This window comes from Dactylosporangium siamense, assembly GCF_016862795.1.
Classification (GTDB): Bacteria; Actinomycetota; Actinomycetes; order Mycobacteriales; family Micromonosporaceae; genus Dactylosporangium; species Dactylosporangium siamense.
On sequence record NZ_BONQ01000081.1, the window covers coordinates 96,269 to 109,775 of the forward strand.

Here is a 13,507-nt window from a genome sequence, read left to right on the forward strand (position 1 = left end):
GGCGGCGCCACCATGGCAGGTAGGCGGGCGTGAAGGGATCGTGGACCGTCACTGCGCGGTAGCGCGCGTCCAGCGTCGCCACGATCGGCCAGAGTTGTCGGCGTGCTGGTCGACGGAGTTCGGCGAGTAGAGCCTCCAGCAACGCGCGATCGTCGGCAAAGGGTGGGCTGAACTGCCATCCGTAACGCCATCGTTCTGGCCGCGGGCATCGGGCCCAGCCGGTCCACCGAAGCAACGCTCGTGCGACCTGGTCGGAGCCGAGGCCGTGACGATGCTCGAAGTCGCGTATCTGGTGCTCGGTCGATGTTGACAGGTTGGCGGGCAACGGCACGCGTGATCTGGGGACCGGATACCAGCGGCGGCCGCAGGACGACAGCATCCTGATCTGACTCGCTGAACGGCGAGGCATGAACACTTCCAGCGTCAACTATGTCGGTACATCATGCCACTGCCGCGCGCCCCCGACTCCCCGGCGGCGAAGCCGGCGCCTCGCCCGGGGCTGACGAGCCGCTCAAGCGTCTGAAGGCCGACACCCCTCCATCGCTGCGAGTTCCGCAATCGTCCAGCCCGCATCTGGCCGTACACCGAGTCCCGCGTCCGGAGAGCCGATGAGCGGACATCGCTCATGGTGTCGCTTTGGGTGCGTCCGGCAGGCCGGCGTGTATCCGCCAGGTGCTCGGGTCGAATGGCCCTGCGTTGAGAACTTCCGTGAGTATCGCGGTCCCGGCAGCGAACCCTTCGATCAGGTCGTGAGCGCTCGCCACCGGCCAGCACGCCTCAAGGACGTAGTGCGCGTTGTGGTTTTCGGTGCACCAGCACGCAACGTGGACCGACGCCGTCACGGTGAGCTCCGGCTCCCCGGCGATGTCGAGATCCAGTTCGAGCCAGTCCACGCCAGAGTTGTACAGCATGATGCTTCCGCTGACGATCGGCAGAGCCTCGCGCTCGGACAGCGTCCGCGGAGCTTCGGTAGGTTCCAGGAACCAGTGCCATGTGACGCGGCCGGCAGCCGCCTGGCGGGCTTGCAGATCGCGAGCCAGTCGCCGCAGATCGTCTTCGACTGCGGCAAAGGCGACCGGAAGCACGTCACTCAACGGAACCTGATCGATGGACGAAACTGATCCTTCCATCCGCAAACAGTGTCACAGGCGCCGGCAGACTCATCTAGCATCATCCGGGCGGCAGGTCCGTCGGGAGCACCCCGACCGCCGACGGCGGCGAAGCGCCAAATCCGATTGACGGTGAAGGGAGGATGTTGAGGTGCGAACGTTCAATGACCTCGTCGAGGAAGCCACCGCGGTGGACGTGTCCGGGTGGAGCTTCGACTGGCTCGACGGCCGGGCCACCGAGGAGCGGCCGCCGTGGGGATACGCGCGGCAGCTCGCGGCGAGGCTGGCGCGGGTCGGTTCGGCCCTGGACATCGACACCGGGGGCGGCGAGATCATCGGGGAGGCGGCGCGGCTGCCGGCGAGGATGGTCGTCACCGAGGGCTGGCCGCCGAACGTCGAACTCGCCCGCCGCCGGTTGGCGTCCCGCGGCGTCGAGGTCGTCCACGTCGAGCAGGGCAAGCCGTTGCCGTTTCCCGACGCCGGCTTCGAACTGGTGAGCAGCCGCCATCCGGTGGCTCCCGACTGGCTGGAGATCGCCCGGGTGCTGGCCGGCGGTGGCACGTACTTCGCCCAGCACGTCGGGCCGGGGTCGGCGTTCGAGCTCATCGAATGGTTCCTCGGCCCGCTGGAGCGGACCGCACGCGACCCCGGACACGAGGCGACGGCGGCGCGGGCGGCCGGGCTGGAGGTCGTCGACCTGCGCACCGTGCGCTGCCGGATGGAGTTCTTCGACATCGGCGCGGTCGTCTACATCCTGCGCAAGTGCGTCTGGTGGGTGCCCGGCTTCACCGTCGAGGCGTATCGCGAACCCCTGGAACGGCTCGACGCCCACATCCGCGAGCACGGCGCCTTCGTCGCCCACTCCAGCCGGACCCTGGTCGAAGCGGGACGACCCGCCTACTGATCGCGGGCGTCGTGTTCGGTGCAGGGCCATCGGCCCGTCCACGAAACCCAGCCGTTGCGGGTCCAGCCGTGCCTGGACGACGTCGTCGGACGCGTGATGAGCCCGGCGACCACGGGCGCCGGTGGGCTGCTCCTGGGGCGCAGGACCGACAAGATCTTCGCCGCGACGTGGGCGGTGGCCGACCAGCGCGATCCGCCCCCCGACGGACGTCAGCGCCGCCTCAGGTGCGACGTCGAAGACCTCGTCGTCGGGCGTGGCGGACGCGATCAGCTTCCAACGGTCTCGCCTGAGAGCTCGCCGGGCAGGCCGGCGGCGCGCAGCGTCAGCACGTCGGTCGTGGCGCGCAGCGCTGCCAGTACACCGGCATCCGGCGTCACGAACACGGCGTCGTAGTCGCACTCGCCGGCGGCGGGGTCGATCTGGAACGCGAGCCGCGGCCCGTCGAGCGAGAACCGGGCGTCGACGCCGGGCTTGTTGCCGCGCGGGTCCTGCCGGTGCCATCGGCCGTCGAGGTGCACCGCGACGAGGCCGTGCAGCACGAACCCGCCGTCGGTCGTGGCGAGGCGCTGGTAGCAGAGCCCGGCCGGCACACCTTCCGCCCTCAGCAACGCCGCGAGCAGGTGCGACTTGGCGTAGCACAGCCCCACCCGATGTTCGAGCACCTCGGCGGCGGTGACCGTGACCCGCGGGTCGTCGACGTCGAACGAGTGCCGCACCTCGTCACGGACGAACTCGTACGCCGCCTGCGAGAACCCGGCGTCGCCGGCGTGCCGCTCGCGGAGCCGGGCCGCGGCCGCGCGCACCGCGGGGTGATCGGCCTGCACCACGTCACCGGCGGAGAGGAATGCCTCGACTGCCACAGCCCGAGGATACGGGTCAGTCGTCGGCTGCCAGGTCGGTGAAGCCGAGCCGGCGGTTCATCGCGATCGCTGACGCGTTGCGTGGGTGGTGGAACGCGACCAGCCGCCGGTACCCGGATGCCCGGACGAAGCGGATCGCGAGCAGTTTCAACGCCAGGGACAGACCTTGCCCACGGTGCGGTGCGAGCACGCCGGTCATCTCGGAGAACGCGTATCCCTGCTCCGGATGGAGCGAGGTCGCGGACATCCCGATCCAGGTGCCGTCGCGGATCGCGAGGACGACGCCGCCAGGGTTGAACGAGGGCACGTCGACGCGCTGGGCGACGTATTCGTCGTAGCTGTAGAAGGAACCGCGGTCCGGGATGTCCGCCGAGCACGTCTTGTTGAGTTCATAGAGCGCGCGCAGGTGCGGTGGCGTGTCACCGAGCTCCGCCAGGGTCGCGAACCTGGTGCCCGACGCTTCGGCCCGCCGCAGGTAGGGCGAGAACTCCGCGTCGTCGAACCGCTCCACGTCCAGTTCGAGCCGCACCCAGTCCACCATGGACGACAGTCTATGCGCCGGACCTCACCAGGGCGGGCCGGTGAGCACCGAGGTGAACGTCGTGAGGTAGCTGTCGTGCGCGAGGCGGAGCCCGGACAGCTCGGTGGCGTCGAACCAGGCGATGTCGTCGTGCTCGTCCGGTGCGGCGTTGACCGGGGTGCCGGCCCAACTGTCGACCAGCCAGACCCGCATGTCGTACGTGGCGCCGCTGACGTGGTGCGACGGCGGGCCGGACGGTTCGGCGACGGCGATGCCCAGCTCCTCCCGCACCTCGCGGACCAGCGCCGCGCCGGCCCGTTCGCCGGGGTCGATGTGCCCGCCCGGCAGGTCCCACACGTCGGGGCACCAGCGCCGGGTGGCGGACCTGTGGCACAGCAGGACCCGGTTGCCGTCGCGCAGGAAGGCCGCGACGACCTGGGCCCGGGCATCACTGTCCACGGGATCTGTCCCTTCAATCGCCCAACGTCAGGGGGTTGTTCCGCGCCATCGGCAGGGTCGAGAGCCGGGGCCAGCGCTGCCGCACCAAGGATCGCATGGCGTCCGTCAGCGCGGCGACCCCGGACAGCTGCGCGTGGCCGGCGGTCATGGTCGCGACGACGTCGAGGCGGTGCAGCAGCCGCTCCCGGGCGGTGGCGGTGCCCCATTTCCAATCGCCGCGGGTCAGCGCCGCCCAGTGGTCGATGCCGCGCCGGGCGGCCCGCTGGACGAGGGCGTCGCCCTGGATGAGCCAGCTGACGCAGGCGTCGGTCAGGTCGCCGCCCGTCGCGGGGTGACCCAGTGACCGCCGGGTGTCGTGATACGCCGCCTCGGCCGCCGTCACCTGCGCGGGCGGCAGCGCGGTGACGCACCAGCAGGTGGGGAAGCCGATCCGCAGGTATGCCAGCTCCACCATGGCCGGCCCGCGCTGCGCCCCCTCCAGGTCCACGAACCGGATCCCGTCGTCGGTGAGCACGGCGTTGTCCGGGCACGGGTCGCCGTGCAGCAGCGAGCCGGCGGCATCACCGTCGAGGCGGGCCAGGACGGCGCGGAGCTCGGCGGCGGCGGACGCCGGGACGGGGACATCGAGCCGCTGGGCCAGGCTCAGGAACGCGTCGATGTCGTCCGGCGCCGCACCGCGATAGGGCGGCAACCCGGCGATGGGAGCGCTGTGCAGCCGGGCCAGTGCGACGGCGTACTCGACCGACCAGCGCACCTCGGCCGGGCTTCCGCGCTGGAGATGTTCCAGCACCAGCACCCGGGCGGCGGGGTCGGCCGCCAGGAGGGCGGCGACGGGGCTGGGCCGCACCTGTCCGGCGAGCCGCAGGGCGGTCACCTCGTTGTGGAACCGGTCGGCCGCGTCCGGTCCGCCGGTGATGTGTTTGACGATCGCGGGCGCACCGTCGAACTCCACCAGACTCACGTCGGAACGCGGGCTGCTGTCCAGCCGGCGCACCAGGACAGGGGCGCCCAATTCGGCGCGGATCGCCTCGGAGATCAACAAATCATGACCATGCGGCATGGTGCGAGTATCCATTGCCCGCGTGACCTGCGGCAGGCATGATGCGGCGCATGATCAACGAGTATCAGGCCAGGTACCGCGTCAGCCGGACGGTGTGGGGGCTGGTGACGGCGGGCCTGATCGCGGGCACCGTCGCGCTGCTCGTGGGCGGCCCGGACGTGGGGCCGCTCGTCGCAGCCGGCTGCTACGCGGCGCCCGGCACCATCCTCGCGCTGTACGGCCACGCCGCGCTCACCCGCAAGGTCGGGCTGCGGGTCGACGAGCGGGGCATCGAGTTCGGCGGGCGACCGCCGCTGTACCGCGTGACGTCCGACTTCGTGGCGTGGCCGGACATCTCGGCGGTGTACCTGTTCCGCGTGCGCCTGCTGCTGTGGACCGAGACCTACGTCGGCTTCGAGGGCCACGACGGTCCGGCCCCGCTGGCGCAGCGCATCCCGGCCAACGTCGTGAGCATGATCTGGCACGTGCCGGCCGACGTGGTGGCGGCCAGCCGCTCCACCAACGGGTTCCCGGTGGACCGCGCGGCGTTCATCGCCGCCGTGCACCTCGTCGCGCCGGACGTCCCGGTCGTGGACCTCACCGCCGTGGCGCCGATGCTGACCCCGACCCCACGGCGCTCGCCCTTCGGCTGAGGCTGAGGTAAGCGGCGTAGAGTCCGCGCGGTGACTGTGGAGCAGGTTCGGGACGCGTACACCGCCATCGCCGACATCTACATCGGGCTGTTCGGCACGAGCGAGCAGGTGGACGCCGAGGACCTCGCGTTCATCGGCCGCCATCTGACGATCCGGCCCGGCACCGTGCTCGACGCGGGCTGCGGCCCCGGCCAGATCACCGGCTACCTGCGGTCGCTGGGCGTCGATGCGCGGGGGATCGACATGGTCCCCGAGTTCGTCGCCTACGCGAAGGCGGCCCACCCGGACGGCGACTACCAGCTCGGGTCGATGCGCAACCTCGACATCGAGGACGGCTCCCTCGCCGGTGTCCTGGCCTGGTTCTCGCTGATCCACCTGCCGCCGGAGGAGATCGACGGTGCGCTCGCGGAGCTCCGGCGGGTGCTGGCGCCGGGGGGCACGCTGGTGGTCGGCTTCTTCGACTACGACGAGCTCGGCGCCTTCGACCACAAGGTGACGACGGCCTACCGCTGGCCCGCCGACGAGCTCGCCGCGCGGTTGGCGGCCGCCGGTTTCACGGAGGTCGAGCGCCAGCACCGACCCGCCGACGACACGCACCGCCAGGTCGCGGCGATCGCGGCGGTCCTGAACGGGTCCTGAGCTGGTGGTGAGCTGGTGGTGGGCTGGTCGTGGGCTGGTCGTGGGCCGGCTCAGCGGGTGGCGATGAGGCGGTGCAGGGAGGCGCGGGCGGGCGGGCCCCAGGTGGGCTGGCCGCCGGGCTCGCCGCGGACGCCGTTGTCGCCGATGATCAGGCCGGCGAGAGCCCGGCCCAACGCCCAGCCGCGAGCACGCCGCAGGGTCGCGGCATCCGGGGCCGGCCGGTAGGCCGCGTGGAAACGGTCGCGGTCGCCGTCCGGCAGCAGGATCCACGCGGCGGCGAGGTCGCAGGCCGGGTCGCCGGCGCAGAGGTCGCCGAAGTCGATCACGCCGCTGAGGACGCCGCCGGTGGTGAGGACGTTGGCCGGGTGCAGGTCCGCGTGGATCCACACCGGCGGCCCGGACCACGCGGGCGCGGCGACCGCGTCGTCCCAGGCGGCGGCGACGGCGTCCAGGTCGTCGATCAGCCCGCGCTCGGCGGCGAAGGTGAGACTCCTGGCGAACCCGTCGGCCACGTCGGCGAGCCGGCCGCCGCGGCCCCGGCCGACCGGCGCGCCGTCGGGGGCGGGCTGGTGCAGCGCCGCCAGGAACGCGGCCAGAGACTCCGCGGCGTCCGCTCCGCTCGTGATCGGGGCGCGGTCGGCCGGGGTGCCCGGCACCCAGTTGGTGATCAGCCAGGGCCGAGGGAACCGTGCGGTGGGTTCGCCGATTCGCTGGGGCACGGGCACCGCCAGCGGAAGCCGCGGGGCCAGCACGGGCACCCAGGCATGTTCCTTGCGCAGCAGCGTGTCGGCGTCCCCGGTGGCCCACGGCAGCCGGACGGCGAGGTCGTCGCCGAGCCGCCACAACTGGTTGTCCCAGCCGCGCGCGCCCAGGCGCACCGGGCGGTCGGCGAGGTCGGGGTGCTGCTCCAGCACCAGATCCCGGACCAGTTCAGCGGTGATCTCAAGCTCGTCATGGGACATCGGACGAACTGTAGTCGAGGGCCCAAATATTTCGAAAACGATGGATGTGTCGATGGGCGTGGCGCAGCCTGGCGGTGTGAGACGAGTCTTCGGCGTTGTCGTGCTGCTGGTGGCGTTCCTGGTGCCGGGGGCGGTGGCGGTCGCGGCGACCGGCACGCCCGTTGACGGCGGCACGGCGATGTACCCGCGCGCGGTCCGGCTCGCCGACGGGCGGGTGCTGCTCACCGTCACCCAGTTCCCGCCGGGTGGTCCGGCCGGTGCGATCTACGAGCACGCCGGCGGCGGGTTCCGTCGGGTCGGCACGGTCGCGGATCCCGAGGCGCGGCAGGGTCTGTGCTGCACGACGCTGTTCGAGCTGCCCCGGCAGGTCGGCGCGCTCGGCGCGGGCACGCTGCTGTGGGCCGGGGCGGTCGGGCAGGACGGCGGTGGCGAGCGGCGCATGACGATCCGGTTGTGGGCCAGCACCGACGCCGGCCGCAGCTGGCGCTTCCTGTCGACGGTGGCCCGGTCCGGCAACAGCGGCGGCCTGTGGGAGCCGGAGCTGGCCGTCGACCCGAGCGGGCGGCTCGTCGCGTACTTCGCCGACGAGAGCCAGCCCGGCCGCAGCCAGGTCCTGGTCCAGGCGGTCTCCGCCGACGGGGTGACCTGGTCGGCGCGGACGCCGATCGTGACCGGCCCGCAGCCCGGGCACCGTCCCGGCATGCCCGCGGTGCGGCGGCTGCCCGACGGTCGGTGGCTCCTCGCGTACGAGGTGTGCGGCTTCGGCGGGCAGTACGACTGCGCGGTGCGGTCGCGCACCTCGGCCGACGCGACGAACTGGGGCGACCCGGCGCGGCTGGACCCGGTGGTGACCACCGCCGACGGGCGCTACCTGACCGCGACCCCGACCCTCGCCACGACCGCCACCGGCCGGGTGCTGCTGATCGCGCAGCGGGTCCGCGCCGCGAACGGCACCGACCTGCCGGCCCCCGCGATGTTCACCAGCCTCGACAGCGGCGGGAGCTGGGCCGCCACGGCGGCGCCGGTCGCGGTCACCGGCCCCCGCCCGGGCGTCTGCGCGAACTACAGCCCGGTCGTCGTGCCCACCGTCGACGGCACCGGCGTGCTGCAGGTGACCACCGACGACACCGGGGCCGGCTGCCGGGCGGTCTACCGCGAGGCGCTGCTGCCGCCGTCCTCGAACGCCGCCGGTCGGTTCGCGCACTCCAGTGGCGCGTGCGTCGACGTGGCCGCCGGCGGCACCGCCAACGCCGCCGTGGTGCAGACGTGGCAGTGCAACGACGCGCCGGTCCAGCGGTGGACGCTGCGCCCCGACGGCTCGGTCGAGGCGCGCGGGCGCTGCCTGGACGTGCCGGGCGCGGCGACCGCCGCCGGCACCCCTCTGCAGATCTGGGACTGCAACGGCACCGCGGCCCAGCAGTGGCTGCGCCGCGCCGACGGGTCGCTGCTCAACCCGAACTCGGGCCGCTGCCTGGACGCGCCCGGCGGGGTCACCACCAATGGCACGCGATTGCAGCTGTGGGACTGCAACGGCGCGGCGCCGCAACGGTTCCCGTTCACCCCGTGGTGACCCGGCGCTGCGCGACGGCCTGGTCGCCCGGTCGACTACGCCCTCACCCGGCTGGGTGCCGGCCTCCTGCCGATCATGGTCGCGATCAAGGCCTGGGCCGAGGCCCGGGTGGCCTACGACGCGGGCCGGTTTTGACGGCGGCCGGCGTGGTATCTGGGAGGGTGCACTACGCCACACGGGAACTCGATACGAGAACCAGGGCCGCGATCGTGGAGCACTGGCGGGCGTCGGAAGCCGGCGAAACCGACCCGGAGCACGCGATCTACGCCGACGACGCCATCCTGGACTACCCACAGTCGGGTGAGCGGTTCCAGGGCCGGGCGACGATCGCGGCACAACGCGACGAGCACCCCGCCGACCGGCACTTCACCGTCCTGCGCATCGCGGGCTGCGGCGACCGGTGGGTGAGCGAATGCGTCATCACCTACGACGGCACGCCGACGTACTCGGTGAGCATCATGGAGTTCGCCGGCGAGCAGGTGGTCCACGAGACCCAGTACTTCGCCGACCCCTTCTGCCCTCCGCAGTGGCGGGCGGCGTTGGCGGAGCCGATGCCGGGAAGAACCATCGCCTGGAGCTGACCGGTGGCCAGTAGGCTGGCGGTCATGAACGCGGGCGCGCAGCCGCCATCCGGGCGTCTCCAGCGCGCGCCGAGCTGGCTGATCAACCAGGCCTCGGCGCACAGTCATCGCCTGGTGGCCGAGGGGTTCGCGGCCGTCGACGCGCGCGGCTATCACTACCGGCTGCTGGCCGCGCTGGCCGACGGCGGGCCCGCCAGCCAGGCCGAGCTGGGCCGCCGCACGGGCATCGACCGCAGTGACGTCGTCGCGGCCCTGAACGAGCTGGCCGGCCAGCAGCTGATCGAGCGGTCCCCGGACCCCGGGGACCGCCGGCGCAACGTCATCACCGCGACCCCGGCGGCGGCCCGGCACCTGGCCCGCCTGGACGGCGTCCTGGCGCAGATCCAGGACGACCTGTGCGCCCCGCTGTCGCCCGCTGAGCGGGAGCAGCTCGTGCGGCTCCTGACCCGGATCGTGGAGCACCACGCCAAGCCGGTGTGACGTGGCCAACGAATCGTTGGCCGTACCAACGAATGCGATATCGTTGGTCCGGCCAACGTTATTCGGTCCGACCCCTGGAGTCCGGTCATGATCACGCCCTTCCGCATCGACGTCCCGCAGGCCGACCTCGACGACCTCGCCGACCGCCTCGGCCGCACCCGCTGGCCCAACGAGGTCGCCGGCGCCGGCTGGGACTACGGCTTCCCCCTCGCCCGGCTCCAGGAGCTGGCCGGATACTGGCGCACCGGTTACGACTGGCGCGCCCACGAGGCCCGGCTCAACGAGCTGCCGCACTACACCACCGAGATCGAGGGCCAGAACATCCACTTCGTGCACGTCCGCTCCCCGAAGCCCGACGCGCTCGCGCTGGTCCTCACCCACGGCTGGCCCGGCTCGTTCCTGGAGTTCGAGGACGTGATCGAGCCGCTGTCGCGCGACTTCCACCTCGTGATCCCGTCCATCCCGGGGTACGGCTTCTCCGGCCCGACGCGCGAGCGCGGCTGGGACGCCGCCCGGATCGCACGGGCCTGGGCCGAGCTGATGCGCCGGCTCGGTTACGAGCGGTACGGCGCGCACGGCGGCGACTTCGGCGCGGGCATCTCCCTCGCCCTCGGCGCGGTGGCCCCCGAGCGGGTCGTCGGCGTGCACGTCAACTACCTGCCGACCCGGCCGGACCCGGACGCCGGCATCACCTTCTCCGAGTCGGACGAGGCCCGGCTGGACAAGATCCGGCACCTGATGGCGAACCGCCCGCCCTACCAGTCGCTGCTGGCCGCCACGCCGCAGACCATCGGCTACGCGCTGACGGACTCACCGGTCGGCCAGCTCGCCTGGATCGCCGAACGCTTCGCGCACTGGACGGACCCCGGCACGCCGGTCAGTGACGACAGGATGCTCACCGACATCTCGTTGTACTGGCTGACCGCCACCGCCGCCTCCTCGGGGCGGCTGCACCACGACGTCCCGCGGGGAGGGCCGCTGCAGTGCCCGGCACCGGTCGGCGTGGCGGTGTTCGCGCACGACATCACGCAGTCGGTGCGACCCCTCGCCGAGCGGCTCTACGACATCAGGCACTGGTCGGAGTTCGACCGCGGTGGCCACTTCGCCGCGATGGAGGTCCCGGACCTGCTCGCCGGCGACGTCCGCGACTTCTTCCTGACCGCGATCGACTGACCCCCTCCGGCATTCGTCCGGATCTTTTTTAAAGTCGCATTAGAACGCTAGGGGGCGCGACGGGGCGCGCTTAGGATACCGGCGGCCGTGGTGTCCTGCTCGTTGGAGTGTGTCTGTGTCCTACGTTGTGCGCCCCGGCGGTTGGTTCACCCGCGGGAGGCTCGGGCTGGTGGCGGGTGTGGCCGTGGCCGGGATCGTCGTCGCGGCCGCGGCGGTGTACCTGACCGGCGGCACTGGACCCGAGCCGGCGGACGCGGGCACCGTCGCCGCCGGATACGCCCCGGCCCCGTCCGGGCAGAGCGACCAGCCCAGCGCGGTGCCGTCCGGGTCCGCGTCCACGCGGCCGTCGGCGTCCGCGAAGGCCCCGGCGGCCGCTGGGGCCATCGAGCAGGCGGCGGTCAACGGCTGGATCCCGGTCGGGTCGGCCTGGAAGGCGCAGGCCGACGCCTATCAGGCGCTGGCGACCGACCCGGTCCCCGCCGGCGTGGGCAACCTGCCGGAGTTTCGGGCCGACTGCCAGTACAGCCACTCCCTGGCCGACGACCCGATCGTCTTCCCGGGCCTCGCCGGCGCCTCGCACATGCACTCCTTCGTCGGCAACAAGGCCGTCAACGCCGGCACCGGGTCCGGGGACCTGACGAAGTTCACGGCCACCACCTGCAAACCGGTCCAGGACCTCTCCGCGTACTGGGTGCCGACGCTGTATGAGAACGGCACCAACAAGCCGGTGGAGACCACCGGCTTCCGGGTCTACTACCGCTCGCTGCGCAGCAACTCGACCGGCCAGATGCCGATGCCCAACGGCCTGCGCATGATCGCCGGCGACGCGAAGAAGCAGCAGCCGACGCCGCGCGGCGCGCAAGGCCAGTTCTACTGCGCCTTCTACGGGCCGGGCGACCTGGACGGCGTCGCCCGCAGCACCAACGGCAACTGGCCCATCTGCGGGGCTCCCGCCACCCTGCACTTCATGCTGCAGTTCCCGGACTGCTGGGACGGCAAGCACCTGGACAGCCCCAACCACAAGGACCACGTGGCCTTCGGCTCCGGCAACGGCTGCCCGTCCAGCCATCCGGTGCGGATCCCGGCGATCACCTTCGACATCCAGTACGGGGCGAAGGGCACCCAGGAGGGCTACTACCTGTCCTCGGACAAGGAGGGCAAGAGCGCCTCGTCGATGCACGGCGACGCGTTCGTGATGTGGGACGTCACCACCATGAACAAGCGCACCAAGAACTGCGTGCTGCAGCGCCGGACCTGCGACAACAACGGATACCAGAAATAGGCTACGGGCCGTCCAGGTCCGCTGCCTTCAGGCGGGCGGTGAGCTGCTCGAGGGCCAGCAGCTCGGCACGCAGCGCCCGGCGGCCCTCGGTGGTGAGTTTGAGCCAGGTCCGGGGCCGGTTGCCCTCGTAGCCCTTGGTGACGACGACCAGGCCGGCGTCGGCGAGGACCTGCACGTGGCGGTTGAGGTTGCCGTCGGTGAGCTGCAGCTCGGTGCGCAGGGTGGCGAAGGCGCACTCGCGGATCTCGGCGAGCATGACGAGGATGCCGAGCCTGACCCGCTGGTGGATGACGTCGTCGAGACCGACCGCGGGATGCGGCTGCCCCTCGCTCACCGCAGTTGCCCGCGGGACCGGGCGGCGCGCACCAGGCCGACGAGGAGCAGCGGCAGCGTCATGAGGATCAGGGTAGGTCCCGGACGGTCCAGGCCGAACAGCGTCAGCTGGCCGCCCGGGCCGGACCCCTCGCCGCCGTTGAGGATCCAGGTCTGCCAGCCGAACAGGCCGCCGATGAAACCGATGGCGCAGAACTGCCAGGCGAGCACGGCCATCCAGACCCCGGACAGGGTGATGGCGGTGCTGCGCTCGACCACGCCGAGCGCGATCACGGCGACCGCGATGCTGAGCAGCGGGGTGAGCAGCCCCCGCCACCACGGGCCGCTGTCGGCGCTCAGCGTGGGGTCGGGCTCGCCGGTCGGGGCCGCGAACAGGGCGAGCAGGCAGAGCAGCGCGGCCAGTCCGGCGGTCACCGGCACCCGCCACGGCACGCGGATGCCCTGGCGGTGCTCGCGGCGCCGGTACCACTGGGCGACGAGCACGAACGCGAGCGGCGCGACGATCAGCCAGAAGACGTAGGAGGCCAGGGCGGCCCGCTGCTCCTCCGGCAGGCCACCCCAGAACGGGTAGCCGACGGACGACGCGTTCACGGTCGCGAACGGGTGCCGGTAGAGCCCGATGCTGAGCAGTGGCAGCGCGGCCAGGATGAGCGCCGGCAGCCAGGCGCCGGCGTGGGCGAGCCGCCGGCTGCGGGCTCTGAGCTCGCCCATCTCGGCCAGGACGGCCGCCGGGTCAGGAGTGGAACTGTCCATCGGTCACCTCTGCAATCCAGGGAACTCTGTAATCCAGAGTGTACCCCGGCGGCCATGAAGTCAACTACCGTCCGATCGTGGACGTCGCCGCCTGGCTGCACGGCGACGTCACTTCTACCTGCGCAACGGCTTCGAGCACCACCGGCAGATGCTGATCTGGGAGCCGTAGCCGCCGCGGGCGCAACCAGGG

Annotated in this window: 16 protein-coding genes; 8 read left to right on the forward strand and 8 right to left on the reverse strand. The window is 72.2% G+C overall.

Annotated elements, in window-relative coordinates; translation table 11 throughout:
* Positions 1 to 623: 623 nt before the first annotated feature.
* Positions 624 to 1,130, reverse strand: a complete 507-nt coding sequence (locus Dsi01nite_RS25870; RefSeq protein ID WP_203848848.1) for a hypothetical protein — start codon at positions 1,128 to 1,130, stop codon at positions 624 to 626.
* A gap of 130 nt (positions 1,131 to 1,260) precedes the next feature.
* Here Dsi01nite_RS25870 and Dsi01nite_RS25875 point away from each other — a divergent pair, with 130 nt between their 5' ends.
* Positions 1,261 to 2,013, forward strand: coding sequence for a class I SAM-dependent methyltransferase (locus tag Dsi01nite_RS25875; RefSeq protein ID WP_203848849.1), 753 nt, complete (start codon positions 1,261 to 1,263; stop codon positions 2,011 to 2,013).
* A 266-nt stretch (positions 2,014 to 2,279) separates the two neighbouring features.
* On the opposite strand, the gene Dsi01nite_RS25880 is transcribed toward Dsi01nite_RS25875, so the two are convergent.
* The 4 genes from Dsi01nite_RS25880 to Dsi01nite_RS25895 are packed head-to-tail and all read right to left on the reverse strand — an operon-like array spanning position 2,280 to position 4,894.
* Positions 2,280 to 2,873, reverse strand: a complete 594-nt coding sequence (locus Dsi01nite_RS25880; protein WP_203848850.1) for a transglutaminase-like domain-containing protein — start codon at positions 2,871 to 2,873, stop codon at positions 2,280 to 2,282.
* A gap of 16 nt (positions 2,874 to 2,889) precedes the next feature.
* A complete protein-coding gene (locus tag Dsi01nite_RS25885) occupies positions 2,890 to 3,414 on the reverse strand; it encodes a GNAT family N-acetyltransferase (protein ID WP_203848851.1) in 525 nt (174 codons plus the stop codon).
* Between the two features lie 24 nt (positions 3,415 to 3,438).
* Positions 3,439 to 3,852, reverse strand: coding sequence for an NUDIX domain-containing protein (locus Dsi01nite_RS25890; RefSeq protein WP_203848852.1), 414 nt, complete (start codon positions 3,850 to 3,852; stop codon positions 3,439 to 3,441).
* A 13-nt stretch (positions 3,853 to 3,865) separates the two neighbouring features.
* A complete protein-coding gene (locus Dsi01nite_RS25895; protein ID WP_203848853.1) occupies positions 3,866 to 4,894 on the reverse strand; it encodes an aminoglycoside phosphotransferase family protein in 1,029 nt (342 codons plus the stop codon).
* Positions 4,895 to 4,962: 68 nt separating this feature from the next.
* On the opposite strand from Dsi01nite_RS25895, the gene Dsi01nite_RS25900 reads away from it, so the two are divergent.
* Positions 4,963 to 5,544 carry a hypothetical protein gene (locus Dsi01nite_RS25900; protein ID WP_203848854.1) on the forward strand — a complete coding sequence of 194 codons (582 nt, stop codon included), beginning with the start codon at positions 4,963 to 4,965 and terminating at the stop codon, positions 5,542 to 5,544.
* Between the two features lie 30 nt (positions 5,545 to 5,574).
* A complete protein-coding gene (locus Dsi01nite_RS25905) occupies positions 5,575 to 6,183 on the forward strand; it encodes a class I SAM-dependent methyltransferase (protein WP_203848855.1) in 609 nt (202 codons plus the stop codon).
* A gap of 50 nt (positions 6,184 to 6,233) precedes the next feature.
* Here the strand turns inward: Dsi01nite_RS25905 and Dsi01nite_RS25910 are convergent, their stop codons facing one another.
* Positions 6,234 to 7,145 (reverse strand): aminoglycoside phosphotransferase family protein, encoded by a 912-nt coding sequence (locus Dsi01nite_RS25910; protein WP_203848856.1) that lies wholly within the window; start codon positions 7,143 to 7,145, stop codon positions 6,234 to 6,236.
* Positions 7,146 to 7,221: 76 nt separating this feature from the next.
* Here Dsi01nite_RS25910 and Dsi01nite_RS57505 point away from each other — a divergent pair, with 76 nt between their 5' ends.
* The 5 genes from Dsi01nite_RS57505 to Dsi01nite_RS25935 all read left to right on the forward strand — a co-directional run bounded on the left by Dsi01nite_RS57505 (position 7,222) and on the right by Dsi01nite_RS25935 (position 12,231).
* Entirely contained in the window at positions 7,222 to 8,715 is a 1,494-nt protein-coding gene (locus tag Dsi01nite_RS57505; protein WP_239136169.1) for a sialidase family protein, read from the forward strand.
* 209 nt (positions 8,716 to 8,924) lie between these two features.
* The gene (locus Dsi01nite_RS25920; RefSeq protein WP_239136170.1) at positions 8,925 to 9,296 is read left to right on the forward strand and encodes a nuclear transport factor 2 family protein; all 372 of its coding nucleotides are present in this window, start codon (positions 8,925 to 8,927) and stop codon (positions 9,294 to 9,296) included.
* Between the two features lie 24 nt (positions 9,297 to 9,320).
* Positions 9,321 to 9,776 carry a MarR family winged helix-turn-helix transcriptional regulator gene (locus tag Dsi01nite_RS25925; RefSeq protein ID WP_203848858.1) on the forward strand — a complete coding sequence of 152 codons (456 nt, stop codon included), beginning with the start codon at positions 9,321 to 9,323 and terminating at the stop codon, positions 9,774 to 9,776.
* Positions 9,777 to 9,863: 87 nt separating this feature from the next.
* Positions 9,864 to 10,949, forward strand: coding sequence for an epoxide hydrolase family protein (locus Dsi01nite_RS25930; RefSeq protein WP_203848859.1), 1,086 nt, complete (start codon positions 9,864 to 9,866; stop codon positions 10,947 to 10,949).
* A 115-nt stretch (positions 10,950 to 11,064) separates the two neighbouring features.
* Positions 11,065 to 12,231: a DUF1996 domain-containing protein gene (locus Dsi01nite_RS25935; protein ID WP_203848860.1), complete on the forward strand. Its 1,167-nt coding sequence runs from the start codon at positions 11,065 to 11,067 to the stop codon at positions 12,229 to 12,231.
* A 1-nt stretch (position 12,232) separates the two neighbouring features.
* Here the strand turns inward: Dsi01nite_RS25935 and Dsi01nite_RS25940 are convergent, their stop codons facing one another.
* On the reverse strand, positions 12,233 to 12,565 hold the full coding sequence (locus Dsi01nite_RS25940) for a transcriptional regulator (protein ID WP_239136171.1): 333 nt from the start codon (positions 12,563 to 12,565) through the stop codon (positions 12,233 to 12,235).
* A complete protein-coding gene (locus Dsi01nite_RS25945; protein ID WP_203848861.1) occupies positions 12,562 to 13,317 on the reverse strand; it encodes a hypothetical protein in 756 nt (251 codons plus the stop codon). The genes Dsi01nite_RS25940 and Dsi01nite_RS25945 overlap by 4 nt, the downstream gene beginning before the upstream one ends.
* Positions 13,318 to 13,507: the final 190 nt, after the last annotated feature.